Origin of the sequence: Trichococcus palustris (genome assembly GCF_900114465.1) — a bacterium.
Classification (GTDB): Bacteria; Bacillota; Bacilli; order Lactobacillales; family Aerococcaceae; genus Trichococcus; species Trichococcus palustris.
This window is the reverse complement of record NZ_FOTD01000006.1, coordinates 86,949-112,556: the sequence shown is the minus strand read 5'-3', so window position 1 is coordinate 112,556 and position 25,608 is coordinate 86,949. Positions and strand designations below refer to the sequence as shown.

Annotated in this window: 31 protein-coding genes; 30 read left to right on the top strand and 1 reads right to left on the bottom strand. The window is 43.8% G+C overall.

Going from position 1 to position 25,608, the window contains the following annotated elements; all coding sequences use genetic code 11:
* Positions 1 to 55: 55 nt before the first annotated feature.
* From tilS to BM101_RS05945, 12 genes are all read left to right on the top strand, one after another.
* Positions 56 to 1,453 (top strand): tRNA lysidine(34) synthetase TilS, encoded by a 1,398-nt coding sequence (gene tilS / locus BM101_RS06000; RefSeq protein WP_087033184.1) that lies wholly within the window; start codon positions 56 to 58, stop codon positions 1,451 to 1,453.
* Between the two features lie 18 nt (positions 1,454 to 1,471).
* Complete coding sequence (hpt, locus tag BM101_RS05995) at positions 1,472 to 2,011, top strand: hypoxanthine phosphoribosyltransferase (RefSeq protein WP_087033185.1); 540 nt, start codon at positions 1,472 to 1,474, stop codon at positions 2,009 to 2,011.
* Between the two features lie 114 nt (positions 2,012 to 2,125).
* Complete coding sequence (gene ftsH, locus BM101_RS05990; protein ID WP_087033186.1) at positions 2,126 to 4,261, top strand: ATP-dependent zinc metalloprotease FtsH; 2,136 nt, start codon at positions 2,126 to 2,128, stop codon at positions 4,259 to 4,261.
* A gap of 159 nt (positions 4,262 to 4,420) precedes the next feature.
* On the top strand, positions 4,421 to 5,326 hold the full coding sequence (gene hslO, locus BM101_RS05985) for an Hsp33 family molecular chaperone HslO (protein ID WP_087033187.1): 906 nt from the start codon (positions 4,421 to 4,423) through the stop codon (positions 5,324 to 5,326).
* A 115-nt stretch (positions 5,327 to 5,441) separates the two neighbouring features.
* A complete protein-coding gene (gene cysK, locus BM101_RS05980; protein WP_087033188.1) occupies positions 5,442 to 6,371 on the top strand; it encodes a cysteine synthase A in 930 nt (309 codons plus the stop codon).
* 263 nt (positions 6,372 to 6,634) lie between these two features.
* Entirely contained in the window at positions 6,635 to 7,663 is a 1,029-nt protein-coding gene (gene dusB, locus BM101_RS05975) for a tRNA dihydrouridine synthase DusB (RefSeq protein ID WP_087033189.1), read from the top strand.
* Between the two features lie 106 nt (positions 7,664 to 7,769).
* The gene (gene lysS, locus BM101_RS05970; RefSeq protein ID WP_087033329.1) at positions 7,770 to 9,248 is read left to right on the top strand and encodes a lysine--tRNA ligase; all 1,479 of its coding nucleotides are present in this window, start codon (positions 7,770 to 7,772) and stop codon (positions 9,246 to 9,248) included.
* A gap of 391 nt (positions 9,249 to 9,639) precedes the next feature.
* Positions 9,640 to 10,056 carry a 30S ribosomal protein S12 gene (rpsL, locus tag BM101_RS05965; protein WP_087033190.1) on the top strand — a complete coding sequence of 139 codons (417 nt, stop codon included), beginning with the start codon at positions 9,640 to 9,642 and terminating at the stop codon, positions 10,054 to 10,056.
* A gap of 44 nt (positions 10,057 to 10,100) precedes the next feature.
* Positions 10,101 to 10,571 carry a 30S ribosomal protein S7 gene (gene rpsG, locus BM101_RS05960; RefSeq protein WP_068559002.1) on the top strand — a complete coding sequence of 157 codons (471 nt, stop codon included), beginning with the start codon at positions 10,101 to 10,103 and terminating at the stop codon, positions 10,569 to 10,571.
* 113 nt (positions 10,572 to 10,684) lie between these two features.
* Positions 10,685 to 12,775: an elongation factor G gene (gene fusA / locus BM101_RS05955; protein ID WP_087033330.1), complete on the top strand. Its 2,091-nt coding sequence runs from the start codon at positions 10,685 to 10,687 to the stop codon at positions 12,773 to 12,775.
* 121 nt (positions 12,776 to 12,896) lie between these two features.
* Positions 12,897 to 14,084 (top strand): elongation factor Tu, encoded by a 1,188-nt coding sequence (gene tuf, locus BM101_RS05950; RefSeq protein WP_087033191.1) that lies wholly within the window; start codon positions 12,897 to 12,899, stop codon positions 14,082 to 14,084.
* Between the two features lie 107 nt (positions 14,085 to 14,191).
* Positions 14,192 to 14,662: a beta-ketoacyl-[acyl-carrier-protein] synthase family protein gene (locus BM101_RS05945; protein ID WP_245825742.1), complete on the top strand. Its 471-nt coding sequence runs from the start codon at positions 14,192 to 14,194 to the stop codon at positions 14,660 to 14,662.
* Between the two features lie 280 nt (positions 14,663 to 14,942).
* On the opposite strand, the gene BM101_RS05940 is transcribed toward BM101_RS05945, so the two are convergent.
* Positions 14,943 to 16,739: an ammonium transporter gene (locus BM101_RS05940; RefSeq protein ID WP_087033193.1), complete on the bottom strand. Its 1,797-nt coding sequence runs from the start codon at positions 16,737 to 16,739 to the stop codon at positions 14,943 to 14,945.
* 825 nt (positions 16,740 to 17,564) lie between these two features.
* Between BM101_RS05940 and rpsJ the strand changes: the two genes are divergently transcribed.
* From rpsJ to rplR, 18 genes are read left to right on the top strand one after another with little or no spacing between them, the layout of a single operon-like run.
* Positions 17,565 to 17,873, top strand: coding sequence for a 30S ribosomal protein S10 (gene rpsJ, locus BM101_RS05930; protein ID WP_087033195.1), 309 nt, complete (start codon positions 17,565 to 17,567; stop codon positions 17,871 to 17,873).
* 38 nt (positions 17,874 to 17,911) lie between these two features.
* Positions 17,912 to 18,550: a 50S ribosomal protein L3 gene (rplC, locus tag BM101_RS05925; RefSeq protein WP_087033196.1), complete on the top strand. Its 639-nt coding sequence runs from the start codon at positions 17,912 to 17,914 to the stop codon at positions 18,548 to 18,550.
* Between the two features lie 27 nt (positions 18,551 to 18,577).
* Positions 18,578 to 19,201: a 50S ribosomal protein L4 gene (gene rplD / locus BM101_RS05920; RefSeq protein ID WP_087033197.1), complete on the top strand. Its 624-nt coding sequence runs from the start codon at positions 18,578 to 18,580 to the stop codon at positions 19,199 to 19,201.
* Positions 19,201 to 19,485 (top strand): 50S ribosomal protein L23, encoded by a 285-nt coding sequence (gene rplW, locus BM101_RS05915; protein ID WP_087033198.1) that lies wholly within the window; start codon positions 19,201 to 19,203, stop codon positions 19,483 to 19,485. Before rplD ends, rplW begins: the two co-directional genes overlap by 1 nt.
* A gap of 34 nt (positions 19,486 to 19,519) precedes the next feature.
* Complete coding sequence (gene rplB / locus BM101_RS05910; RefSeq protein ID WP_087033199.1) at positions 19,520 to 20,350, top strand: 50S ribosomal protein L2; 831 nt, start codon at positions 19,520 to 19,522, stop codon at positions 20,348 to 20,350.
* 53 nt (positions 20,351 to 20,403) lie between these two features.
* Positions 20,404 to 20,685 (top strand): 30S ribosomal protein S19, encoded by a 282-nt coding sequence (rpsS, locus tag BM101_RS05905; protein ID WP_087033200.1) that lies wholly within the window; start codon positions 20,404 to 20,406, stop codon positions 20,683 to 20,685.
* Between the two features lie 20 nt (positions 20,686 to 20,705).
* On the top strand, positions 20,706 to 21,062 hold the full coding sequence (rplV, locus tag BM101_RS05900; protein ID WP_087033201.1) for a 50S ribosomal protein L22: 357 nt from the start codon (positions 20,706 to 20,708) through the stop codon (positions 21,060 to 21,062).
* Between the two features lie 3 nt (positions 21,063 to 21,065).
* Positions 21,066 to 21,722 carry a 30S ribosomal protein S3 gene (rpsC, locus tag BM101_RS05895; protein WP_087033202.1) on the top strand — a complete coding sequence of 219 codons (657 nt, stop codon included), beginning with the start codon at positions 21,066 to 21,068 and terminating at the stop codon, positions 21,720 to 21,722.
* A gap of 3 nt (positions 21,723 to 21,725) precedes the next feature.
* Positions 21,726 to 22,160 carry a 50S ribosomal protein L16 gene (rplP, locus tag BM101_RS05890; RefSeq protein ID WP_087033203.1) on the top strand — a complete coding sequence of 145 codons (435 nt, stop codon included), beginning with the start codon at positions 21,726 to 21,728 and terminating at the stop codon, positions 22,158 to 22,160.
* Positions 22,150 to 22,344, top strand: a complete 195-nt coding sequence (gene rpmC / locus BM101_RS05885) for a 50S ribosomal protein L29 (protein WP_087033204.1) — start codon at positions 22,150 to 22,152, stop codon at positions 22,342 to 22,344. Before rplP ends, rpmC begins: the two co-directional genes overlap by 11 nt.
* A 27-nt stretch (positions 22,345 to 22,371) precedes the next feature.
* Complete coding sequence (gene rpsQ, locus BM101_RS05880) at positions 22,372 to 22,638, top strand: 30S ribosomal protein S17 (protein ID WP_087033205.1); 267 nt, start codon at positions 22,372 to 22,374, stop codon at positions 22,636 to 22,638.
* A 42-nt stretch (positions 22,639 to 22,680) separates the two neighbouring features.
* Positions 22,681 to 23,049, top strand: a complete 369-nt coding sequence (gene rplN / locus BM101_RS05875; protein ID WP_068558973.1) for a 50S ribosomal protein L14 — start codon at positions 22,681 to 22,683, stop codon at positions 23,047 to 23,049.
* Positions 23,050 to 23,083: 34 nt separating this feature from the next.
* Positions 23,084 to 23,392, top strand: coding sequence for a 50S ribosomal protein L24 (gene rplX, locus BM101_RS05870; protein WP_087033206.1), 309 nt, complete (start codon positions 23,084 to 23,086; stop codon positions 23,390 to 23,392).
* Positions 23,393 to 23,418: 26 nt separating this feature from the next.
* Complete coding sequence (rplE, locus tag BM101_RS05865; RefSeq protein WP_087033207.1) at positions 23,419 to 23,958, top strand: 50S ribosomal protein L5; 540 nt, start codon at positions 23,419 to 23,421, stop codon at positions 23,956 to 23,958.
* A 20-nt stretch (positions 23,959 to 23,978) separates the two neighbouring features.
* Positions 23,979 to 24,164 carry a type Z 30S ribosomal protein S14 gene (locus tag BM101_RS05860; RefSeq protein WP_087033208.1) on the top strand — a complete coding sequence of 62 codons (186 nt, stop codon included), beginning with the start codon at positions 23,979 to 23,981 and terminating at the stop codon, positions 24,162 to 24,164.
* A gap of 34 nt (positions 24,165 to 24,198) precedes the next feature.
* Complete coding sequence (gene rpsH / locus BM101_RS05855; protein WP_087033209.1) at positions 24,199 to 24,597, top strand: 30S ribosomal protein S8; 399 nt, start codon at positions 24,199 to 24,201, stop codon at positions 24,595 to 24,597.
* Between the two features lie 37 nt (positions 24,598 to 24,634).
* On the top strand, positions 24,635 to 25,171 hold the full coding sequence (gene rplF, locus BM101_RS05850) for a 50S ribosomal protein L6 (RefSeq protein ID WP_087033210.1): 537 nt from the start codon (positions 24,635 to 24,637) through the stop codon (positions 25,169 to 25,171).
* Positions 25,172 to 25,231: 60 nt separating this feature from the next.
* A complete protein-coding gene (gene rplR / locus BM101_RS05845; RefSeq protein ID WP_087033331.1) occupies positions 25,232 to 25,597 on the top strand; it encodes a 50S ribosomal protein L18 in 366 nt (121 codons plus the stop codon).
* Positions 25,598 to 25,608: the final 11 nt, after the last annotated feature.

Genomic DNA, 25,608 nt, shown 5'->3' with positions numbered 1-25,608 from the left:
TCCTTTGTCGCATCCTCTTTTTTGCTTTGCCAACGGATAAGGAAGCAGGGATTTTATGCAGGATTTTGTAGTGCGTCTACGGGAAGAAGTCAAGCAACACCAGCTATGGCAACCGGACAGCAAACTATTGTTGGCCGTTTCGGGAGGGGCCGACTCCATGGCGTTATTGGCGTCCATGGCGTGCCTTCCCGAGCAGGAGAGGCCTGCATTTGCGGTTGTGCATGTGCACCATCACCTGCGGGAGGAATCCGACGAAGAATTGAAAATGGTGCAGGGGTACTGTGCGGAAAGAGACATCCCTTTTTATGCCAAACATTGGCAGGCCGAAAGGCATCCTGTCCGAAATATTGAGCAGGCCGCCCGGGATTTCCGCTATTCCTTTTTTGCGGAGATGCTGCAGCAATTACAGGCTACCCATGTTTTGACCGCGCATCATGCGGATGATCAACTGGAGACGATATTGATGCGATTGGTAAGGGGAAGCACGTTGCAAGGCATGACCGGGATTGCAAGAAGCCGTCCTTTTAAGGGCGGGAAACTTGTCAGGCCGTTGCTGGGGTTCCAAAAACAGGAACTTTACGCTTTCTGCGCGGAAGAAAATATCCCTTATCGGGAAGATGCAACCAACCTGGAGACGTCATTCACAAGGAATCGTTACCGTCAGCTCGTCGTTCCGTTGTTAAAAGAAGAAAACGAACAAGTGACTAGGCACTTCGGTGAATTTTCGGATGATCTGCAGGACTTGCTGCAGGTTGCGCAGCCAATGATTGAAAGACAATTCGCGGAAGCGTTTGTAAAAAAAGAGGCGCAATGGCAGCTGGACTTGCCGGTTTGGCGGGAAATGACGCCGGCCTTGCAACGGTCAGTGCTCAGTCACTTCATCAGTGAACATTGGATCCCTGCCGGTGGAACCTTTCAGCGGAATCAAATGGAAGCCATCATGGCCTTGATAGAAAACCCCTCACCGCAAAAACAAATATCTTTATCTGGAGGCTGGCAGGTACGAAAAAGGTATGATACACTTATTTTCTTATCGGCATTACCGCCGGAAAACTTACTTTTCGAGATGTCTGAGGAAATCGAGTTGAATCGGTGGGTGGAGCTACCCTTTCATGGTAAAATAGGCTTGTTCCCAAAAGGGAAGGCGTTTCCAAAAGATGTTGTTGCGACAGCTGAAATCCATTATGTGGCTGCGGAAAGAAAGGCATTGCCTTTTGTGATAAGAAGCAGGCTGCCCGGTGATAAGATTGTGCTGAATAAAAAACAACCATTCACGAAAAAAATCAGCAGATTGTTTGTGGATGCGAAGGTGCCGATAGAAGAAAGACAGCAAGCGCTCGTCATTACGGATAACGGGGGACGCCTTTTATGGGTGCCCGGATATGCAGAATCCATCTGGATTTCTGATTCGGAGAGCGCGCAGGAAGAATATATGTTACTATACATTAAATAATTTTTTGAGGTGAAAGATATGTTGCATCCGGATATTAAAGAAGTACTATACAGTGAAGAATACATTAAAGAAGTAGTGAAAGGCTTAGGGAGCCAGCTGACGGAAGCATATGAAGGCAAAAATCCTTTGGTCATCTGTGTGCTGAAAGGGGCCGTCATGTTCATGACAGACCTCACCAGAGCAATGGCGTGCGATTTGGAATTGGACTTCATGGATGTTTCCAGTTATGGTGCCGGGATGGAATCGAGCGGGGAAGTGAAGATCCTCAAAGATTTGGATACATCCGTCGAAGGCAGGCATCTGGTCATTGTTGAAGATATCATCGATACCGGCAGAACGTTGAACAGCCTGATCGAACTTTTCAAATACCGCAAAGCGGCGTCCATTCAAATCGTTACTTTGCTGGACAAAAAAGAACGACGTGTCGTCGATCTGCAAGCCGATTATATCGGTGTCAATGTTCCGGATGAGTTCGTCGTCGGTTACGGTTTGGACTTCAACGAGAAGTACCGGAATCTCCCTTACATCGGCGTTTTAAAAAAAGAAGTTTATGAATAAAATGATTCGTTAAAATTGGTCAAATATGATATAATTATTATTAAAAATATTTGATTAAAAAGACGAAACGTAAGACAATCATAGCGAAGAACGATATCGCACGAGGAGGTTCTAATGAAAAAAAATAGTTTTCTTAAAAGCAGCGGCTTTTATGTGCTGATTTTCCTTGCAATCATTGCAGTAGTTACGATGATTACAGGTGGCATGGACAATCAGACAAGCCAAGAAATTACATCCACTGAATTCATGGATGCGTTAAACGCAAAAGAAATAGACAACTTCTCGATTCAGTCGGGTGCAGGTGTCTATGAAATCAAAGGTGTGTATCGTACGGAGCAAACGTTGGATGCGAAAGATTCTTCCAGTGATTTGTTGTTGTTCAATGATACATCAAGCACCACCACGAAAAACTTCACATCCAGGGTGTTGCCGAATGATGATACGCTGAAACAGATTTCGGACATCGCCAAAACCACTAATACGCAGATGACGCCGCTTGAGGAAGATCAATCCGGTGCTTGGATCAGCATCCTCTTCAGTGTGTTGCCGCTCGTTATCTTTGTCTTCTTCATGTACATGATGATGGGACAATCTTCCGGCGGACAAGGCGGAAACCGCAATGTGATGAACTTCGGAAAAACAAAAGCCGAAGATGCATCCAAGAAACAGATCAAAGTGCGTTTTTCTGATGTTGCCGGTGCAGATGAAGAAAAACAAGAATTGGTCGAAGTTGTGGAATTCCTGAAAGATCCTCGCCGCTTTACTGCGTTGGGAGCAAGAATTCCTGCCGGGGTATTATTGGAAGGACCTCCCGGCACAGGTAAAACATTATTGGCAAAAGCTGTAGCCGGTGAAGCGGGTGTGCCTTTCTTCTCGATTTCAGGTTCAGAATTCGTCGAAATGTTCGTAGGGGTCGGTGCAAGCCGTGTACGTGATTTATTCGAACAAGCCAAAAAAGCAGCCCCTGCCATCATCTTTATCGATGAAATCGATGCTGTCGGTCGTCAACGTGGCGCCGGTATGGGTGGCGGGCATGATGAACGCGAACAGACATTGAACCAGTTGTTGGTAGAGATGGACGGTTTCTCCGGAAACGAGGGAATCATCGTCATTGCGGCAACAAACCGTTCCGATGTCTTGGATCCAGCTTTGTTGCGTCCGGGTCGTTTTGACCGTCAAATCCTTGTCGGCAGACCGGATGTGAAAGGCCGTGAAGCAATCCTGAAAGTGCATGCACGCAACAAACCGTTGGCGAACGATGTGGACTTGAAGGTTGTCGCACAACAAACACCTGGCTTTTCAGGGGCCGATCTGGAGAACCTATTGAACGAAGCGGCATTGGTCGCAGCCCGTCGCAACAAAACAAAAATCGATGCGCTTGATGTAGATGAAGCACATGACCGCGTGATTGCCGGACCTGCCAAAAAGGACCGTGTCATCAGCAAGCATGAACGCGAAATGGTCGCTTATCACGAAGCGGGTCACACCATTGCCGGTATGGTCTTAAGCGATGCGCGCATTGTCCACAAGGTAACGATCGTCCCTCGCGGACGCGCTGGCGGATATGCCATCATGCTTCCGAAAGAAGATCGCTTCTTGATGACAAGACAAGAATTATTCGAGCAAGTTGTCGGATTGCTGGCTGGCCGTGCGGCTGAAGAAGTCGTCTTCGACGTTCAGACAACCGGCGCAAGCAATGACTTCGAACAAGCAACCGCATTGGTGAGAAGTATGGTGACGGAATATGGTATGAGCGAAAAATTGGGTACTGTTCAGTACGAAGGGAACCATCAAGTATTCGTTGGCCGTGATTATGGTCAAACAAAAGCCTATTCAGAAGATATTGCTTACCAAATCGACTCTGAAGTCCGCAGCATCATGAATGAGGCGCATGTAAAAGCGCACGAAATCCTTGCAGAACACCGTGAACAATTGAATCTGATCGCCGAAAAATTGTTGGAATTGGAAACATTGGATGAAAAGACAATCCGCAGTTTGTTTGAGACAGGCCAAATGCCTTCGACGACAACATCAGATGAATATCCAAGCGAAAAAGCTGGTTCTTTTGAAGATGCCAAACGCGCCTTGGAACAGAAGGAAGCTGAAAAACTTCGTCAAGAAGAAAAAGCCCGTGAAAGAGGCGAGGCTTTTACTGCCGAGGATAGTGAAGTTGTTGCAGAAACAACCGCAACCAGCACGCCTGAAGGAACGACATCAGAGGATTCAAACGAATCCGATGAAACAAAATAGTATAGTTTGGAACAGAAAGTCCGGGATTGTTATCCCGGACTTTTTGCTATAAAATGGATTGGGTATTTTTCCATGAGCAAAGTAGGTTCATTTTCGGAAAATCTATAGTAGAATGATTGAGAGGTTCATAAGAAAGATAAAGGTTATGGGGGATAAGGAATGAAGGATTATATAGTGAAAGCTTTGGCATACGATGGGCAATTCCGCGTCTATGCCATCAAGGCAACAGCAACGGTTGGGGAAGCGCAAAGAAGACATGATACCTGGAGCGCTTCTTCCGCAGCTTTGGGCCGTACCATGGTCGGAACCCTTTTGCTGGCTTCAGCCGGTTTGAAGAATGAAGAAAAAATGACGGTCATCGTCGACGGGGACGGTTTGGGCGGACGTATCCTCGCGGATGCAAATGGCAAAGGGGACGTCAAGGCGTACATCACCAACCCTCATGTCAGCCTGGAATTGAACAGCCAAGGAAAATTGGATGTCAGAGCGGTGGTCGGAACAGAAGGCACATTGACGGTCATCAAGGACTTGGGGATGAAAGAACCTTTCTCGGGCCAAGTGTCGATCGTCAGCGGTGAGTTGGGCGAAGATTTCACCTACTACATGGCCAACTCCGAACAGGTTCCTTCAGCCATCGGTTTGAGCGTCCTTGTCGATACGGATGAATCGATCAAAGCGGCGGGCGGGTTCATGATTCAAGTGATGCCCGATGCCAGCGATGAAGCCATCACACAAGTGGAGAAAAACATCGCAGCCATCCCTCTTGTCTCCAGATTGATGGAAAGCGGAGAAACACCGGAACAGATTTTGTATCGTATTTTAGGTGAAGAAAATGTTCAGATCCTTGAAACGATGCCGGTGCAATTCAAATGCGATTGCTCAAGGGAACGTTTTGCGGAGGGGTTGTCTTCCATCGGCAAAGAGGAATTGCTGGATATGATCCATGAAGATCATGGGGCTGAGGTCGTCTGTCATTTCTGCGGCGAAAAATACCATTATGCCGAATCGGACCTGCAAGAACTGGTAGACGCCATCGATGAAAAAAGAGCAGCCGATTTCAAGTGAAGCGAGGGCCTTAGCTTGAATTTCCTGAGGCGAAAATTTATAATAAAATAGTGATGAAAATAGGCTTGAGGAACATTCGCTTCAAAAAATCATAAGGGATGATGGGGGCAATAATATGGTGAAAATAGTATCGTCAGTCGCAAATCTGATCGGTGACACGCCGATTGTGAAATTAAATAAAGTGGTTCCTGGAGGGGCGGCCGATGTCTATGTGAAATTGGAATCGTTCAATGTCGGCGGCAGCGTAAAAGACCGCATCGCCTTGAACATGATCGAAGTAGCCGAAGCGGAAGGCCTGTTGAAACCGGGTTACACCATTGTGGAGCCGACCAGCGGCAATACAGGTGTCGGTTTGGCGATGCTTGCAGCCGCAAAAGGCTACAAAGCAATCTTCGTGATGCCGGATACGATGAGCATCGAACGCCGCCTCTTGTTGGCGGCCTATGGGGCGGAATTGGTATTGACGCCAGGTGCGGACGGCATGCCTGGTGCGATTGCGAAAGCAACCGCAATCGCAGCGGAACCCGGCCATTTCATGCCGATGCAATTCTCCAATCCAGCCAATCCGGCCGTCCATGAAGCGACGACCGGCCCGGAAATCATTGAAGCCTTCGACGGCAAAGGACCCGATGCGTTTGTTGCCGGTGTCGGCACCGGCGGAACCGTGACCGGTGTCGGCAGAGCGCTCCGCAAAGCCAATCCGAATGTTGAAATCTATGCCTTGGAGCCTTCCGAATCGCCCGTATTGAGCGGCGGACCGAAAGGACCCCATAAAATCCAAGGGATCGGCGCCGGCTTTGTGCCGGACGTTTTGGACACTTCTCTATACAATGGCATCATCCAAGTATCCAGTGAGGACGCAATTGCGATGACCCGCCGTGTGGCCGCAGAGGAAGGCATCCTGGTCGGCATCTCAGCCGGTGCTGCAATCGTGGGCGCCATCGAAGTCGCTGTCCGTTTAGGCAAAGGCAAATCGGTTGTCACCATTGCGCCCGACAACGGCGAACGCTACCTATCAACGCCGGTATTCAGCACACAAGCATAGTGCGAGACGACTATCCTTTCCGCTGTAATCTGAATGGACGAAAATAATCAAAAAAATAAATGGGACAAGACTGGAAAGTGGTTTTGTCCCATTTTTTATTGTCTTTTTCGGATGAAAGGATCATTTTTCAGGATAACCATGAGAATGCCAGTATATTTTTCTTTTCTTACTGTTTGTAAGATGTTAGAATGGTCCAAGAGTTTTTGACGCATGCAGCAAGTGGCTAAGCAGTATATAGAATAACAGAAGAAGGAAGAGTGTTCATGTATAAAATCGGCAATATAGAAATCAATAATCCCGTCGCAGTGGCACCGATGGCCGGCATCAGTAATTCGGCCTTCCGTGTCACCGTCAAAGAAATGGGCGCAGGGCTGGTCGTCTGCGAAATGGTCAGCGATAAAGGAATCCAATTCCGTAATGAAAAAACATTGCGGATGTTGCACATCGAACCGAACGAATACCCGTTGAGCGTCCAAATCATGGGCGGAAATAAGGACACGTTGGTGGCAGCGGCGAAATATGTCGCCGAAAACACGGAAGCGGCAATCATCGACATCAATATGGGCTGCCCGGTCAACAAGGTCATCAAAGCCGAAGCCGGCGCCAAATGGCTATTGGATCCGAACAAAGTTTATGAGATGGTTTCGGCCGTCGTCGACGCCGTGGACAAACCAGTGACCGTTAAAATGCGTACCGGTTGGGATGCGGAACACCTTTTTGCCGTGGAGAATGCTTTGGCGGCCGAACGTGCAGGTGCTGCAGCTGTAGCGATGCATGGCCGGACGCGGGTGCAGATGTATGAAGGCAAAGCCGATTGGTCCATCTTCAAAGACGTCAAACAAGCCTTGACCAGGATCCCGTTGCTCGGGAATGGCGATGTGAAGACGGCGGAAGATGCCCGCAGGATGATCGATGAAACGGGTGTCGACGGCGTTATGATCGGCCGGGCCGCCTTGAGCAATCCTTGGATGATCAAGCAGACGGTCCATTATCTGGAAACAGGTGAAATGCTTCCGCAGCAGACGCCGTATGAGAAAATGGAAATCGCAAAGCTGCACTTGGACCGATTGGTCACCCTCAAAGGGGAATCGACCGCCGTCAAAGAATTCCGCAGCATCGCAGGTTATTACCTGAAAGGCGTTCCGCGTGCTTCAAAAACGAAGGCGGCAGTGACCTCCGCAGCCAGACAATCGGAAGTTGTTGACTTGTTGGACCGTTTCATTTACGAAATGGAAGAACGGGAAGCATCCAAAGAAGCGCGTACATTCGAAAAATTGGAACAAAATGCATAAGACGTCTTGATTTTTCAACGATTTATTGGCACTATTAAGAAGACCTGGATCAAGAAGATTTTAGAACGGAGTGACATCATTGAGTCAAGAAAAACATTCAGAAGAAATGAATGACCAGTTACTGATTCGCCGTGAGAAAATGACTACTTTACGCGAAGAAGGAATTGAACCCTTTAACAATGGGTTTGTAAGAACACATTTATCAGCAGAAATCCACCAAGCATTTGATGAATTCTCAAAAGAAGAAATTGAAGAACAAACGGAAACAATCGTTTCCGTAGCCGGAAGAATCATGACAAAACGTGGAAAAGGAAAAGTGGGCTTTGCACATTTACAAGACAGCAAAGGCCAAATCCAAATCTATGTGCGCAAGGACGCAGTAGGCGAAGAAAACTATGCCATCTTCAAGCAAGCCGATTTAGGTGACATCATTGGCGTTACAGGGCCAATCATGAAGACAGATACAGGTGAAGTGACCGTCAAACCGACAGCGATCGTCCATTTGACGAAAGCATTGCGTCCGTTGCCTGATAAATATCACGGATTGACGAATGTGGAACAAAAATACCGTCAACGTTACCTTGATTTGATCAGCAACAAAGACAGCTTCGGAAAATTCGTGCAGCGCAGTCAGATCATCAGCGAAATCAGAACGTATTTAAATGGATTGGGCTATCTGGAAGTCGAAACGCCAACTTTGCACAATATGGCTGGCGGGGCTACCGCAAGACCGTTCATTACGCACCATAATGCATTGGACATGGAATTATACATGCGCATCGCTTTGGAGTTGCATCTGAAACGTTTGGTTATCGGCGGCATGGAAAAGGTTTATGAAATCGGCCGCGTATTCCGTAACGAAGGAATCGATACGACGCATAACCCTGAATTCACGATGTTGGAAATGTACACAGCCTACACCGACTTCCATGATGTAATGGCAGTGGTGGAAGGCATCTTCGAAACCGTTGCGCAAAAAGTGAAAGGTTCTACAACCGTAGTCTTTGATGGAACAGAAATCAATTTGGCCGGACCGTACCCACGTGTCCACATGGTGGATGCAGTCAAGGAAACGTCAGGGGTCGATTTCTGGCAACCGATGACGGCTGAAGAAGCGCGTGCTTTGGCTGAAGAGCACAACGTGCCGTTCACAAAAAATATGACTGTCGGCCATATCATCAATGAATTCTTTGAAGCATTCGTCGAAGAGACATTGGTTCAACCGACCTTCATCTATGGACACCCAATCGAAATTTCGCCGTTGGCCCGCAAAAATGAAGAAGATCCGCGCTTTACCGACCGTTTTGAGTTCTTCATCATGGGTAAGGAGTACGGAAATGCCTTCACCGAGTTGACAGATCCTATCGATCAAAGGGAACGTTTTGAAGCGCAAGCACAAGAAAAAGAACAAGGGAACGACGAAGCCCATGGCGTAGACGAAGACTTCATCGAAGCTTTGGAATACGGCATGCCTCCAACAGGCGGATTAGGGATCGGTATCGACCGTATGGTTATGCTGATGACCGACAGCCAATCCATCCGTGATGTTCTATTATTCCCGACAATGAGAAACATCGAAGACTAAACCGAATCCGATGAATGGTGTCCAGAAAGGAAATTCTTTTTGAATGCCATTCGGAGTTCCACGCAATAAGGAAATTACATGTAAGGCGGAAGGGTGATCTTCCGCCTTTATTATGTGAAAAGTGGGTAATTCCGGTTTCCATCAAAAATAATGACTTTTTTCGTGAAAAGACCGTGCAAACTGTTGACGTACGGAAATATACATGTTATTATCTAAAAGGTGCTTTTATACACAGATCCCTGAACAAAATCTGTCAGTCGTGCTGACTGGTGTATGATAGTCACACAAAGAAATGTAAGTCGCGAAACATCGATTTATTTATTTTTTTACCAAAAAAGGAACCACCTGGATGTGTGGACCTAGTTATCCCATTGAGGAAGGAGGAAAATCAATGCCTACAATTAACCAATTAGTGCGTAAACCGCGCAAATCTGCTATTGAAAAATCGAAAGCTCCTGCTTTAGGAAAAGGTTACAATAGCTTCAAAAAAGCTCAAACGAATACAAATTCACCTCAAAAGCGTGGTGTATGTACGCGTGTGGGTACTATGACTCCTAAGAAACCTAACTCGGCATTACGTAAGTATGCTCGTGTACGTCTGTCTAACTTATTAGAAGTGACAGCTTACATTCCTGGTATCGGTCATAACCTACAAGAACATAGCGTGGTATTAATCCGTGGAGGTCGTGTTAAAGACTTACCGGGTGTACGTTACCATATCGTTCGTGGAGCTTTAGATACTGCCGGCGTAGCTAACCGTATGCAAAGCCGTTCTAAATACGGTGCTAAGAGACCTAAGAAAAAATAATAACAACTTAAAAAATAATAACACTCGAGAAAGGAGGAATTTGAATGCCTCGTAAAGGTCCAGTCACAAAACGTGAAGTAATGCCGGATCCAATTTACAATTCTAAATTGGTGACTCGTTTAATCAACCGTATCATGGTTGACGGAAAACGTGGTAAAGCTGCAACCATTTTATATAACGCATTTGAAATGATTAAAGAATCTACAGGAAACGACCCGTTGGAAGTTTTCGAACAAGCTATGAAAAACATCATGCCTGTTTTAGAAGTAAAAGCACGTCGTGTAGGGGGTTCGAACTACCAAGTGCCTATCGAAGTACGTCCAGATCGTCGTATGGCTTTAGGATTACGTTGGTTGGTTAACTACTCTCGTCTACGCGGTGAAGATACCATGGAAGAACGTCTAGCTAAAGAAATCATGGACGCTGCTAACAACTCTGGTGCTTCAGTTAAAAAACGTGAAGATACACATAAAATGGCAGAAGCTAACAAAGCTTTCGCTCATTACCGTTGGTAAGATGTACTTGCAGGATTTTCTTGCAAGACATCTGCAAAACGGTTGCGTAAGATCATCTTTATTAATGAGATGATCTTACGATTACTTTTAAAAGAGAGAGGTGTTTGAAGAAGATGGCACAAAGAGAATTTTCTCTACATAACACGAGAAATATCGGTATCATGGCTCATATTGACGCTGGTAAAACAACGGCAACTGAACGTATTTTGTACTATACCGGTAAAATCCATAAGATCGGTGAAACCCATGAGGGTGCTTCACAAATGGACTGGATGGAACAAGAACAAGAACGTGGTATTACCATCACTTCAGCTGCTACTACTGCACAATGGAAAGGGTATCGCGTAAACATCATCGATACTCCTGGCCACGTGGACTTCACTATTGAAGTTGAACGTTCCCTACGTGTATTAGATGGCGCTGTTGCTTTACTTGATGCACAATCAGGTGTAGAACCTCAAACTGAAACAGTTTGGCGCCAAGCTACAACTTATGGTGTACCTCGTATTGTTTTCGCAAACAAAATGGATAAAATCGGTGCGGATTTCTTATATTCGCTAGGTACTATCCATGACCGTCTGCAAGCAAATGCTCATCCAATTCAATTGCCGATTGGTGCTGAAGATACATTCAAAGGTATCATCGATTTAGTCGAAATGAAGGCTGAAATCTATGATAACGACGAAGGTACTGAATACCATGAAGAAGATATCCCTGCGGAATATCTTGAAGCAGCTGAAGAATGGCATACTAAATTAGTTGAAGCTGTTGCTGAAACTGATGAAGCCTTGATGGAAAAATATCTTGACGGTGAAGAAATTACGAAAGAAGAATTGAAACAAGGTATTCGTACTGCTACATGTAATGTAGAATTTTTCCCGATGCTTTGCGGTTCTGCTTTCAAAAATAAAGGGGTTCAATTATTGCTTGATGCAGTTATTGACTACTTGCCATCACCGTTGGATGTTGCTGCCATTACAGGTACAGATGTAGAAACTGAAGAACAAATTGCTGTTCCTGCAAGCGACGAAGCGCCATTTGCAGCACTAGCATTTAAAGTTATGACTGACCCGTTTGTAGGTCGTCTGACATTCTTCCGCGTATACGCTGGTACACTACAAAGTGGTTCTTACGTTCAAAATGCTACAAAAGGCAAACGCGAACGTGTAGGCCGTATCCTACAAATGCATGCTAACCACCGTAACGAAATCCCAGAAGTATTTGCTGGAGATATCGCTGCTGCAGTTGGTTTGAAAGATACAACTACAGGGGACACTTTATGTGACGAAAAGAAACAAGTAATCCTTGAATCTATGGTATTCCCAGAACCAGTTATCGAAGTTGCTATTGAACCTAAATCAAAAGCTGACCAAGATAAAATGGGTATCGCTCTACAAAAACTTTCTGAAGAAGATCCTACTTTCCGTGCTTACACAAATCCAGAAACTGGTGAAACAGTTATCGCTGGTATGGGTGAATTACATTTGGATATCATCGTTGATCGTATGAGACGCGAATTCAAAGTTGAAGCCACTGTAGGTGCTCCACAAGTATCTTATCGTGAAACATTCCGTAAATCAGTTCAAGCTGAAGGTAAATTCGTTCGTCAATCCGGTGGTAAAGGTCAATACGGTCACGTATGGGTCGAGTTCACACCTAATGAAGAAGGCGGCGGATTCGCGTTTGAAAATGGTATCGTCGGTGGGGTTGTTCCTCGTGAATATATCCCTGCAGTTGAAGCCGGTTTGAGAGACGCAATGGAAAACGGTGTGTTGGCTGGTTATCCTTTAGTTGACGTTAAAGCTAAATTGTATGATGGTTCTTACCATGATGTCGATTCATCTGAAACAGCATTTAAAGTTGCTGCTTCACTTGCTTTGCGTAACGCTGCTAAGAAAGCTGACCCTGCTATCCTTGAACCAATGATGGCTGTTGAAATTACAGTTCCTGAAGACTATTTGGGAGATGTAATGGGACACGTAAGTTCTCGTCGTGGACGTATCGAAGGTACTGAAGCTCGCGGTAACGCACAAATCGTTAAGAGCAGCATTCCATTATCAGAAATGTTTGGATATGCTACAACTTTACGTTCTTCTACACAAGGTCGCGGAACGTTCTCAATGACATTCGATCATTACGAAGCTGTTCCTAAATCTGTTCAAGAAGAAATCATCAAGAAAAACGGCAAAAACAGCGAAGAGTAATCTCTTTGTTGTTTAGCTTCTATATTGCTTTTTTTACCGCAAGTCGGTATACTTTATACGATAGATGATATGAGTCTATAACAAATTATAAGCACTCAATATGAGGAGGAAATGATTTAAAATGGCAAAAGTAAAATTCGACCGTTCAAAACCCCATGTAAACGTTGGTACAATCGGACACGTTGACCATGGTAAAACAACATTAACAGCAGCTATCACAACAGTTTTAGCTAAAAAAGGGTTCGCTGAAGCATCTAACTATGCTGCAATCGACAACGCTCCAGAAGAAAGAGAACGTGGTATCACGATCAACACTTCTCACGTTGAATACTCAACTGAAACTCGTCACTACGCTCACGTAGACTGCCCAGGCCATGCTGACTATGTTAAAAACATGATCACTGGTGCTGCACAAATGGACGGCGCTATCTTAGTAGTATCTGCTGCTGATGGCCCAATGCCACAAACTCGCGAACATATCCTATTGTCTCGCCAAGTTGGTGTTCCATACATCGTTGTTTTCTTAAACAAAGTTGATATGGTCGATGACGAAGAATTGTTAGAATTAGTTGAAATGGAAGTTCGTGACCTGTTAACAGAATACGATTTCCCTGGCGACGATGTTCCTGTAATCTCTGGTTCAGCTTTGAAAGCTCTTGAAGGCGACCCAGCTTACGAAGAAAAAATCTTAGAATTGATGGCTGCTGTTGACGAATATATCCCAACTCCAGTTCGTGATACTGACAAACCATTCATGATGCCTATCGAAGACGTATTCTCAATCACAGGACGTGGTACTGTTGCTACAGGCCGTGTTGAACGTGGACAAGTCCGCGTTGGTGACGAAGTTGAAATCGTCGGTATTGCTGAAGAAACTAAGAAAACAGTTGTAACTGGTGTTGAAATGTTCCGTAAATTATTGGATTACGCTGAAGCTGGCGATAACGTTGGAGCTTTATTACGTGGTGTTACACGTGATCAAATCCAACGTGGTCAAGTATTAGCTAAACCAGGCACAATCACTCCACATACAACTTTTACTGCTGAAGTTTATGTATTATCAAAAGAAGAAGGCGGACGTCACACTCCATTCTTCACAAACTACCGTCCACAATTCTATTTCCGTACAACTGACGTTACTGGTGTATGTAACTTACCAGAAGGCGTTGAAATGGTAATGCCTGGCGACAACGTTACTATGACTATTGAATTGATCCACCCAATCGCTATCGAAGAAGGAACTAAGTTCTCTATTCGTGAAGGTGGCCGTACAGTAGGCGCTGGTATCGTAGCAACAATCACAAAATAATTTTATTCTGAATAAAATTTAATGCGATAAAAAAGTCCCGAGAGCTTCTGCTCTCGGGGCTTTTTTGCGTTTTTGCGACCATTTGCCTCACGGGAAACGCATCCGGCTTGAATGACGGCGGCGCATTCAGTATCGTGACATCCGCTTCTTATGCCGAAAAAAATAACTTGACCGTTTGGGCTAAGGTTGTCGACTATAAAGTTTCCGGAGTAGAGCCGGAATACATGGGTATGGGACCAGTTCCAGCCATCAAAGCTTTATTGGAACGCAGCGGGTTGGACCTGCAAAAAGATGTCGGCATCTTAGAAATCAATGAAGCATTCGCAGCGCAACGAGTTGCTTGCTTGGATGAACTAGGCGTTGACATGAACAGCGACTGGTATAAAAACAACTACAATCCAAATGGTGGTGGGGTATCATTAGGTCACCCGCTTGGCATGTTAGGTGCGCGTATCATGGTTTCCATTCTACATGAATTCAAAAACCATCCGGAATACAAATACGGTATCGGTTCTGCTTTTATCGGTGGCGGTATGGGTATTGCGATCCTGTTGGAAAATGGTTACCATAAAGCTTAACTCTAAAAAGTACCGATAGAAAAATGATAATATAATGAACCGAAAACAAATGACTCATTTTTGAGTCTAGCGTTTTTGGTTCTTTTGATTGGATAGAAAGTTTCCGCACTTTTATCTGATCCGAAAGGAGACGGGGTTAAGCTTTGCCGCAAAAAAATCCCCATCCTGCCGGATATGTCAAGGCAGGGTGGGGATTCATTCGATATAACAGGATGTTTTTTTTATCTCAGCGTTTCTGATTTGATGGGCTGAACATCGGACAGCGCATCAAATCTCTTTACTATGCTTCTACGGGATACTCCAATGCTTTTTTGCCTTGGTCCCCGGTGCTGATGCGGATGACATTCTCAACATCGTAAACAAATATTTTGCCGTCGCCGATATTTCCGGTGTAAAGTGCTTTTTTGGCTGTCTCGATGACTAGATCGACTGGTACACTGCTGACAACGATTTCCACTCGGACTTTTGGCAACAGGTCAGCTTCGGCTTCCACCCCGCGGTAGTAAGTGGTGTGGCCTTTTTGCATGCCATATCCGAATACATTGGAAACGGTCATGCCGGTGATGCCGATACCATTCAGGGCTTTTTTCAGACGGTCGAATTTGCTTTCGTTGATCACTATTTCGACTTTTGTAAGTTTGGCATATTTAGGCAATGAATTATCCGAAATGGCTACGGAGCTTCGTTCCACTACAATGGCATCGTGCACGTCGACGTTGAACCCGCCGTCGAACGCCAGAGCAGGTTCGCTTCCATTGAACGCCATGTTTTTCAATCCACTCAATACTGTAGACAAATCTCCTGGCACTGTTTCATGTTCGCTTTCAGACAGTCTGTTGTCAAAACTTACAGCGTTGACAGTACCGTAGGCAGCCTCTCCGTGTAGGGAGTAATCCAAACCGCTTTCCTCTTCTTCAGCCGTAACCCTAACCGGCATAACAAGACTGATCAATTTCAATAGGATATAAGATCCTGCAGCAGCGTAGGCAATGATAGCCGCCATGCTGATGAGCTCGGCGATTAATAGCGCAAGTTTGCCATCCACCAGGCCGCCTTCGATTCCGGGATTGATGGAGCTTGTTGCGAAAATACCTGTTGCGATGCCGCCCCAGATACCGCCGATTCCGTGGCAACCGAAAGCATCAAGGGCATCATCATAGCCTAATTTCCGTTTCAAAACGGTGACACCAAAGAAACAAGCAATTCCGCCGATGAAACCGATAGCCAGCGAAGAAAGCGGGCTGACAAAACCAGCTCCGGGGGTGATGGAAACAAGTCCGGCTACGATACCGCTGACGAATCCCAATGCAGTTGGTTTCTTATGGATGATCCATTCGCACAGGAGCCAGCTAAGACCGGCGGTAGCTGCTGCCATAGCGGTTGTGATAAAAGCATTCACTGCGATAGCATTAATGGCAAGGGCGCTGCCGGCATTAAAACCGAACCAGCCGAACAACAGCACCCCCGCCCCGACCATGGTCATCGGTATGCTGTGGGGTCTAACGGAATCCGCATTGATCCTCTTGCCGATGAAGATGGCGGCTACAAGTGCGGAGACGCCGGAACTGATATGGATGACGCTTCCGCCTGCAAAATCCAGCGCGCCCAGTTCACGGATCCAACCGCCGTTACCCCATACCCAGTGGGCAATAGGATCATAAATGAAGGTTGTCCACAGTAAGATGAAGGCAAGGAACGCTGGGAACTTAATTCTTTCTGCGACACTTCCTGAAATCAGGGCAGGAGTGATGATCGCGAAGGCCAATTGAAACATCATGAATAATTGATGGGGAACCGTCGGCGCATAATCGATTGGTGAAAAACCTACGCCATTTAATAGTGCGAAAGAAAAATCTCCGGTCAAGGGACTGTTTCCGCCGAATACGAATGAATAACCAAAAAGTAACCATTGGACGGATACGACTGCGATTGCCGCATAACTGTGCATCGTCGTGCTGAGCACATTCTTTCCTCTGACCATGCCTCCATAAAATAGGGACAAAGCCGGCGTCATCAGCATGACCAGCGCTGTTGCAAAGAATACGAACGTAGTATCTGCATAATTAATATTTTCCATTTTGTAATCCTCCCTTGATAAAAATGATTTAAAAAAATATGTATTGCTTACCGTTTCGTCCATTCTACAACCGAATCCAAAGAAAATCATCAAACTGATAACGGGTTATGTCAGAATATGTAACATGGAACGTATGCGCACTATTCGAAAGCATCCATGGGAGGGGACTACCCGCAAAATGAACGAAAGACTGCAAAAATCAAGTGCTTCTTATATAGTAGAAAGAAGTTCCGGCATCAGGGATGGCGAACCGGGAGTCTGACATGAGCGGTATTCACAACGGGCAAAAAAATGCCTGTAAAGACTGATATAACAAGTTTTTCAAATCTTTTAAAAATATTTTTGGAACGAATCGAAAAATACGAAAAAGTTTGTCTTACGTTTCCCATGATCTTCGCAAAAATGGAAAAGACGTGTTTCTTCTATAATAAGGGCACAGCGTGTAGCGTGAACACTATAAAAAACTGGGCTGAAAATAAAATGATGAGAGAAACAGGAAAATAGTTGCAATCTTTTTTTGAATCAGTATAATAGTGAGAGGGTAAAATGAATCATATCAAGGACGGATGCAAATTATTTTTGAAAGGCACATGAGAAAAATCATGATTGTTTTCAGAAAAGACTTGCATTTGTTAATGCGATTATGTATAATTTACTAGTACGGCATTCATGGCTATGAATAATGTATTGGGGCCCGATGATTCGGGAACCGCAGCGAAGAGACGAGAGGTTGCGACACACCCGGACGCTTTGCCACGGCGGGTGTACCGGAAAATTTTCGTGGAGCTAGTCTTATGAATTACATTTGACGAAGGAGGGAACAACATGGCAAAACAAAAAATACGTATTCGTTTGAAAGCATATGAACACCGTGCTCTTGATCAATCAGCGGATAAGATTGTGGAAACAGCAAAAAGAACGGGAGCTACCGTTTCAGGTCCGATTCCATTACCGACTGAAAGAACACTTTACACAGTGATCCGTGCTACTCACAAGTATAAAGATTCTCGTGAGCAGTTCGAAATGCTTACACACAAACGTCTAATCGACATCATCAACCCAACAACAAAAACTGTTGACGCGTTAATGAAGCTTGATTTACCAAGCGGCGTAGACATCGAAATCAAATTATAATCAAACCTAAATAATAAAAAACAAACGGAGGTGTTACCATGACCAAAGGAATCTTAGGCAGAAAAGTAGGAATGACTCAATACTTCACTGAAAATGGTGAATTAGTACCAGTTACCGTTATCGAAGCTACTCCAAACGTTGTTTTACAAGTTAAAACAATCGAAACAGACGGCTACGAAGCAGTACAACTAGGTTACCAAGAAATTCGCGAAGTATTGACAAACAAACCTGCTAAGGGTCATGCAGCAAAAGCAAAAACTGCTCCTAAGCGCTTCATTCGCGAATTTAACGATGTTGAGCTGGGAGAATACGAAGTAGGACAAGAAATTAAAGTAGATATGTTCGAAGCAGGCGACATCGTTGATGTCACTGGTACATCTAAAGGACATGGCTTCCAAGGCGTTATCAAACGTCACGGACAAAGTCGTGGACCAATGGCCCACGGATCTCGTTACCATCGTCGTCCTGGTTCAATGGGTGCAGCTTCATTCCCATCTCGCGTATTTAAAGGTAAAAAATTAGCAGGACGTATGGGTAATGACCGTGTCACTATCCAAAACCTTGAAATCGTAAAGATTGACGTTGAGAACAACGTAATCTTGATCAAAGGTAATGTACCTGGTTCTAAAAAATCATTAATCGAAATCAAAACAGCTCGTAAAGCTGTTAAAAAATAATAAAATTAGAGAGGAGGAACGAGAAAAATGCCAAACGTAGCCTTATTTAGACAAGATGGAACACAAAACGGTGAAGTTACTTTGAATGAAGAAATCTTTGGAATTGAGCCAAACGAAAACGTTGTTTACGATGCAATTCTTATGCAACGTGCTTCATTAAGACAAGGAACTCACGCAGTTAAAAATCGTAGCGCAGTTAGCGGCGGTGGTCGTAAACCATGGAAACAAAAAGGAACTGGCCGTGCACGCCAAGGCTCAATCCGTTCACCACAATGGGTAGGCGGTGGAGTAGTCTTCGGACCAACACCTCGTTCTTACAGTTATAAATTAAATAAAAAAGTTCGTCGTTTAGCTATCAAATCAGTTCTTTCATCAAAAGTGGCTGAAGGAAACCTATTAGTAGTTGAAAGCTTGAACTTTGACGCACCAAAAACAAAAGAATTTGCACAAGTGTTGAAAAACTTAAACCTTGATAAAAAAGTATTGTTCGTTGTAGAAAACGACAATGACTTCGCTGCTTTATCAGCACGTAACATTCCAAATGTTACTGTACTTGGCGAAACTGGTTTGAACGTATTAGATGTTGTTTCAAACAACACATTAGTATTAACACAAGCTGCACTTTCTAAGGTAGAGGAGGCTCTTCAATAATGGAATCATATGACGTTATCAAACGCCCAATCATCACTGAAGCTTCTATGCTTGCAATGGATGAAAAGAAATATACCTTTGAAGTGGATGTTCGTGCTAACAAAACGCTAGTTAAACAATCGATCGAATCATTGTTCGGCGTAGATGTTAAAAACGTAAATATCATGAATGTACGCGGCAAGTTAAAACGTATGGGTAAATACAAAGGCTATACAAAAAAACGCCGTAAAGCAATCATCACTTTGACTGAAGCATCAAAAAGCATCGAATTATTTGAAAATTAATCATGTTTAAATACATCAAATAGGAGGGAAAAACGTGGGAATTAGGAAATACAAACCTACTACAAACGGCCGTCGTAATATGACTGGTTCAGATTTCGCAGAGATCACAAAAACAACACCTGAGAAATCATTGATCCAACCAATCAAAAGAAAAGCCGGACGTAACAACCAAGGTAAAATTACCGTTCGTCATCAAGCTGGTGGACACAAACGTGCTTACCGTGTGATCGACTTCAAACGTATCAAAGACGGAGTTATCGGAATCGTTAAAGCAGTTGAGTACGATCCAAACCGTTCTGCAAACATCGCATTGATCCAATATGTTGATGGAATCAAAACTTACATCATTGCCCCTAAAGGCATCGAAGTAGGCCAACAAATCGAATCTGGAGTAGAGGCTGACATCAAAGTCGGTAACGCATTGCCATTGGCAAACATCCCAGTCGGTACAGTTATCCACAACATCGAAACAAAACCAGGCAAAGGCGGACAATTAATCCGTTCTGCTGGTACAAGTGCACAAGTACTTGGACAAGAAGGCAAATACACTTTGGTTCGCTTGAACTCAAGCGAAGTTCGTATGATCCTTTCAACTTGCCGTGCAACAATCGGTGCTGTTGGTAATGAACAACACGAATTGATCAACCTTGGTAAAGCTGGACGTAACCGCTGGAAAGGCAAACGCCCTACAGTACGTGGATCTGCAATGAACCCGAACGATCACCCACACGGTGGTGGTGAAGGTAAAGCTCCAATCGGACGTAAAGCGCCAGTATCACCTTGGGGACAACCTGCTCTTGGTTACAAGACTCGTGATAAGAAAGCTAAATCCAACAAACTAATCGTTCGTGGACGTAAAAAATAATTACTGAAACATTAATGAAGAGAAGCAACAGATAATCGAAAGGAGGCTTCACCATGGGTCGTAGTTTGAAAAAAGGACCTTTTATCGATGAACACTTAATGAAGAAAGTTGAAGCTGCATTAACAAGTGAAAAGAAACAAGTAATTAAAACTTGGTCTCGCCGCTCTACAATTTTTCCTCAGTTCATTGGTCAAACGATCGCAGTTTATGATGGAAGAAAACATGTTCCAGTTTACATTCAAGAAGACATGGTAGGACACAAATTAGGAGAATTCGCTCCAACAAGAACATACCGTGGCCATGCCGCAGACGACAAGAAAACAGGTCGCCGTTAATTACGAGGGGAGGAAATAACATGCCAGAACAAATCACAGCTGCAAAAGCAACTGCAAAAACTGTTCGCATTGCCGCTCGTAAGGTTCGTTTAGTAGTGGATCTTATCAGAGGCAAAAGCATCGGAGAAGCTATCTCCATTCTGAAATTCACACCGCGTGGCGCTTCGCCCGTTGTTGAAAAAGTGTTGATGTCAGCAATTGCTAATGCAGAACATAATTACGATTTAGATATTGAAAAATTGGTAGTAAGCGAAGCTTACGTGAATGAAGGAGCAACAATGAAACGCTTCCGTCCACGTGCAAAAGGATCTGCTTCACCAATTTTGAAACGTACTAGCCACATCACAATTGTGGTATCAGAAAAGAAGGAGGGATAATCTGTGGGTCAAAAAATTCATCCATTAGGATTACGCGTCGGCATCATCCGTGACTGGGATGCTAAATGGTATGCTGAAAAAGATTACGCAGCTTTCTTACATGAAGATTTACGCATCCGTAAATACATTGAAAAGAACCTTAGCGAAGCTTCTGTTTCACAAATTGAAATTGAACGTGCAGCTAACCGCGTGAACGTATCAATTCATACTGCTAAACCGGGTATGGTTATCGGTAAAGGCGGTTCTGAAGTAGAAAAAACTCGTAAAGAATTAAACAATTTAACTGGTAAAAAAGTACACATCAACATCGTGGAAATCAAAAAACCAGACTTAGATGCTAAATTAGTAGGCGAAGGCATTGCTAAACAGTTGGAAAACCGTGTAGCTTTCCGTCGTGCTCAAAAACAAGCAATCCAACGTACAATGAGAGCTGGAGCTAAAGGAATCAAAACTATGGTTTCCGGTCGTTTGAATGGAGCAGATATCGCTCGTTCAGAAACTCATTCAGAAGGAACTGTTCCATTGCATACATTACGTGCAGACATCGATTATGCATGGGAAGAAGCAAATACAACTTACGGTAAATTAGGAATTAAAGTATGGATCTACCGTGGCGAAGTATTGCCAGCAAGAAAAACAACTGAGAAAGGAGGGAAATAATCAATGTTAGTACCTAAACGTGTTAAACACCGTCGTGAATTCCGTGGAAAAATGCGCGGAGAAGCTAAAGGCGGAAAAGAAATCGCATTTGGCGAATATGGTTTGCAAGCAGTAGGCTCACACTGGGTTACAAACCGTCAAATCGAAGCAGCTCGTATCGCAATGACTCGTTACATGAAGCGTGGTGGGAAAGTTTGGATTAAAATCTTCCCTCACAAATCTTATACATCTAAAGCTATCGGAGTTCGTATGGGTTCTGGTAAAGGGGCACCTGAAGGCTGGGTATCTCCTGTAAAACGTGGCAAAATTATGTTTGAAGTAGGCGGCGTTTCTGAAGAAGTAGCACGCGAAGCTTTACGTCTTGCATCGCACAAACTGCCACTTAAAACTAAAATTGTAAAACGTAAAGAAATTGGTGGTGAATCGAATGAAGGCTAATGAACTTAAAGAGTTATCCACTGCTGAAATGGTTGAAAAAGAAAAACAATTCAAAGAAGAATTATTCAATCTACGATTCCAACTTGCAACCGGACAGTTAGAAAACACTGCTCGCTTGAAAGAAGTGCGCAAATCAATTGCACGTATTAAAACTGTATTGCGACAACAAGAATTGCAAAAATAGTAGATCAGCAAAGGAGGTCACAAACAAATGACTGAAGAACGTAATCAACGTAAAGTCTACCAAGGCCGCGTTGTTTCCGATAAGATGGACAAGACGATTGTTGTAGAAGTTTCTACACAAAAAACTCATCCTACTTACGGTAAACGCATCAAGTACTCTAAAAAGTACAAAGCGCATGATGAAAACAACCAAGCTAAATTGGGTGATGTAGTAAGAATTATGGAAACTCGTCCTCTTTCTGCTACAAAACACTTCCGTTTACTAGAAGTTGTTGAAGAATCCGTTATTATCTAATAGACAAAAAAATATTTCTATATCCGGAAGGAGGATACTGAAGTGATACAAACAGAATCCCGCTTAAGAGTTGCCGACAATTCAGGCGCTAAAGAAGTGTTAACTATCAAAGTGTTAGGTGGTTCAAACCGCAAATTCGCAGGAATTGGTGATACAATCGTCTGCACAGTAAAACAAGCTACACCCGGTGGTGTTGTCAAAAAGGGTGATGTAGTTAAAGCCGTTATCGTTCGTACAAAACATGGCGCACACCGTAAAGATGGTTCTTACATCAAATTTGACGAAAATGCTTGTGTAATCATTCGTGACGACAAGAGCCCTCGTGGAACACGTATCTTTGGACCAGTTGCTCGTGAACTACGTGATAACAACTACATGAAGATCGTTTCCCTTGCTCCAGAAGTATTGTAATAAACTGTCATAAATGAAGGAGGTGCAACAACGCATGCACGTAAAAACTGGTGATAAAGTTAAAGTAATTACTGGCAAAGACAAAGGCAAAGAAGGAGTAATCCTTAAAACTTTCCCTAAAAAAGATCGTGTTCTTGTCGAAGGCATCAATATCGTCAAGAAACATCGTAAAGCTTCACAAACAAACCCTACAGGTGGAATTCTTGAAGAAGCAGCACCTATCCATGTTTCTAACGTTATGTTAATTGATGCTAAGACTGGTGAACCTACTCGTGTAGGATCTAAAGTTGTAGACGGTAAAAAAGTCCGCGTTTCTAAAAAAACCGGCGAAATCATTGATTAATTATTAGAGGAAGGAGGATCACTTAGATGAACCGTTTAAAAGAAAGATACTTGAATGAAATCGTACCATCTATGATGGAAAAATTTGAATATGAATCAATCATGCAAGCTCCTAAAGTTGATAAGATCGTTATCAACATGGGTGTTGGTGATGCCGTTTCAAACACAAAAAACTTAGACAAAGCAGTTGAAGAACTAACGTTGATTTCTGGTCAAAAACCAGTCATCACCCTAGCGAAAAAATCAATCGCAGCATTCCGCTTACGTGAAGGTATGCCTATCGGCACAAAAGTAACTTTACGTGGCGAAAGAATGTACGACTTCTTGGACAAACTAGTTACAGTTTCATTACCACGTGTACGTGACTTCCGTGGGATCAGCAAAAAATCATTTGATGGTCGTGGAAACTATACATTAGGCGTTAAAGAACAATTGATTTTCCCAGAAGTTGACTATGATAGAGTCGACAAAGTTCGCGGTATGGATATCGTTATCGTAACTACTGCTAACACTGACGAAGAATCAAGAGAATTATTGACTCAACTTGGAATGCCATTCCAAAAATAAGCTAAGGAGGCGAATAATAAGTGGCTAAAAAATCCATGATTGCTAAAAACAAGCGTCCCGCAAAACACTCCACTCAAGCTTACACTCGTTGTGAACGTTGCGGACGTCCACATTCAGTTTATCGCAAATTCAAACTTTGCCGTATTTGCTTCCGTGAACTTGCCTATAAAGGACAAATTCCCGGCGTTAAAAAGGCTAGCTGGTAATTTAACCATACTCGCAAAAGGAGGTATAATGTAAATGGTCATGACAGATCCAATCGCAGATTTCTTAACTCGTATTCGTAATGCCAACATGGTACGTCACGAATCTTTAGAAGTGCCTGCATCAAAAATCAAATTAGAGATCGCAAACATTCTTAAGGCTGAAGGTTTCATCAAAAACTTTGAATATACTTCAGACGACAAACAAGGTGTTATCCGCGTATTCTTAAAATACGGCCCAAATAACGAACGCGTTATTACTGGCTTGAAACGTATTTCAAAACCAGGTTTGCGTGTATACGCTAAAACTGGCGAAATTCCTAAAGTATTAAACGGCTTAGGAATTGCAATCGTGTCTACTGCTGAAGGTGTTATCACTGATAAAGAAGCAAGAGCGAAAAACGTCGGCGGAGAAGTATTAGCTTACGTTTGGTAATATAAAAAAAATAGAAAATTAAAGGAGGTGCAGCCCTGTGAGTCGTATTGGTAATAAACTAGTCGAAATCCCAGCTGGCGTAACCGTTACTCAACAAGGTAACACTGTTACAGTTAAAGGCCCTAAAGGCGAATTAACTAGCACATTTAACGAAATGATCGGTATGAATATCGATGGAAACACTGTTACTTTCACTCGCCCTAACGAAGATAAATTCACGAAATCTATTCATGGTACTACCCGCGCTTTGTTCAACAACATGGTTGTCGGCGTATCAGAAGGATTCCAAAAAGAATTAGACTTAGTAGGGGTTGGGTACCGCGCTCAAATGCAAGGAAACAAACTTGTATTAAACGTTGGTTACTCTCATCCAGTAGAATTCACTCCTGACTTTGGTGTTGAAGTGGAAGTTCCAACTAACACTAAGATCATCATCAAAGGTTACGATAAATCTAAAGTTGGCGCATTAGCAGCTAACGTTCGTGGCGTACGTCCACCAGAACCATACAAAGGTAAAGGTATCAAGTACACTAACGAAATCATCCGTCGTAAAGAAGGTAAAACAGGTAAATAATCGACTGTTGTTTAAAATGGCAGCTTGATTGACCTGAACAAATTAAATCAAATTAAAGAGGTGACAATTGTGATTACTAAACCAGATAAAAATAAAGTGCGCCAAGCTAGACACGCACGTGTAAGAAGAAAAATCTCTGGTACTGCTGAGTGCCCACGCTTGAACGTTTTCCGTTCCAACAAACACATCTACGCTCAATTAATTGATGACGTAGCGGGTGTGACGCTAGCAAGTGCCTCTACAAAAGAACAAGACGTCGCAACTGGTACAAAAACTGAAGCTGCTGTTACAGTTGGAAAACTAATTGCTGAACGTGCTGTTGCTAAAGGTATCAAAAAAGTAGTCTTTGACCGTGGTGGCTATCTGTACCATGGGCGTGTACAAGCGTTAGCTGAAGCTGCTCGCGAAAATGGACTAGATTTCTAGGAAAAGGAGGA

Coding starts and splice junctions, on each gene's coding strand:
- tilS (WP_087033184.1), top strand. CDS start 56: ATGCAGGATTTTGTAGTGCGTCTACGGGAAGAAGTCAAGCAACACCAG.
- hpt (WP_087033185.1), top strand. CDS start 1,472: ATGTTGCATCCGGATATTAAAGAAGTACTATACAGTGAAGAATACATT.
- ftsH (WP_087033186.1), top strand. CDS start 2,126: ATGAAAAAAAATAGTTTTCTTAAAAGCAGCGGCTTTTATGTGCTGATT.
- hslO (WP_087033187.1), top strand. CDS start 4,421: ATGAAGGATTATATAGTGAAAGCTTTGGCATACGATGGGCAATTCCGC.
- cysK (WP_087033188.1), top strand. CDS start 5,442: ATGGTGAAAATAGTATCGTCAGTCGCAAATCTGATCGGTGACACGCCG.
- dusB (WP_087033189.1), top strand. CDS start 6,635: ATGTATAAAATCGGCAATATAGAAATCAATAATCCCGTCGCAGTGGCA.
- lysS (WP_087033329.1), top strand. CDS start 7,770: ATGAATGACCAGTTACTGATTCGCCGTGAGAAAATGACTACTTTACGC.
- rpsL (WP_087033190.1), top strand. CDS start 9,640: ATGCCTACAATTAACCAATTAGTGCGTAAACCGCGCAAATCTGCTATT.
- rpsG (WP_068559002.1), top strand. CDS start 10,101: ATGCCTCGTAAAGGTCCAGTCACAAAACGTGAAGTAATGCCGGATCCA.
- fusA (WP_087033330.1), top strand. CDS start 10,685: ATGGCACAAAGAGAATTTTCTCTACATAACACGAGAAATATCGGTATC.
- tuf (WP_087033191.1), top strand. CDS start 12,897: ATGGCAAAAGTAAAATTCGACCGTTCAAAACCCCATGTAAACGTTGGT.
- BM101_RS05940 (WP_087033193.1), bottom strand. CDS start 16,739: ATGGAAAATATTAATTATGCAGATACTACGTTCGTATTCTTTGCAACA.
- rpsJ (WP_087033195.1), top strand. CDS start 17,565: ATGGCAAAACAAAAAATACGTATTCGTTTGAAAGCATATGAACACCGT.
- rplC (WP_087033196.1), top strand. CDS start 17,912: ATGACCAAAGGAATCTTAGGCAGAAAAGTAGGAATGACTCAATACTTC.
- rplD (WP_087033197.1), top strand. CDS start 18,578: ATGCCAAACGTAGCCTTATTTAGACAAGATGGAACACAAAACGGTGAA.
- rplW (WP_087033198.1), top strand. CDS start 19,201: ATGGAATCATATGACGTTATCAAACGCCCAATCATCACTGAAGCTTCT.
- rpsS (WP_087033200.1), top strand. CDS start 20,404: ATGGGTCGTAGTTTGAAAAAAGGACCTTTTATCGATGAACACTTAATG.
- rplV (WP_087033201.1), top strand. CDS start 20,706: ATGCCAGAACAAATCACAGCTGCAAAAGCAACTGCAAAAACTGTTCGC.
- rplP (WP_087033203.1), top strand. CDS start 21,726: ATGTTAGTACCTAAACGTGTTAAACACCGTCGTGAATTCCGTGGAAAA.
- rpmC (WP_087033204.1), top strand. CDS start 22,150: ATGAAGGCTAATGAACTTAAAGAGTTATCCACTGCTGAAATGGTTGAA.
- rpsQ (WP_087033205.1), top strand. CDS start 22,372: ATGACTGAAGAACGTAATCAACGTAAAGTCTACCAAGGCCGCGTTGTT.
- rplX (WP_087033206.1), top strand. CDS start 23,084: ATGCACGTAAAAACTGGTGATAAAGTTAAAGTAATTACTGGCAAAGAC.
- rplE (WP_087033207.1), top strand. CDS start 23,419: ATGAACCGTTTAAAAGAAAGATACTTGAATGAAATCGTACCATCTATG.
- rpsH (WP_087033209.1), top strand. CDS start 24,199: ATGGTCATGACAGATCCAATCGCAGATTTCTTAACTCGTATTCGTAAT.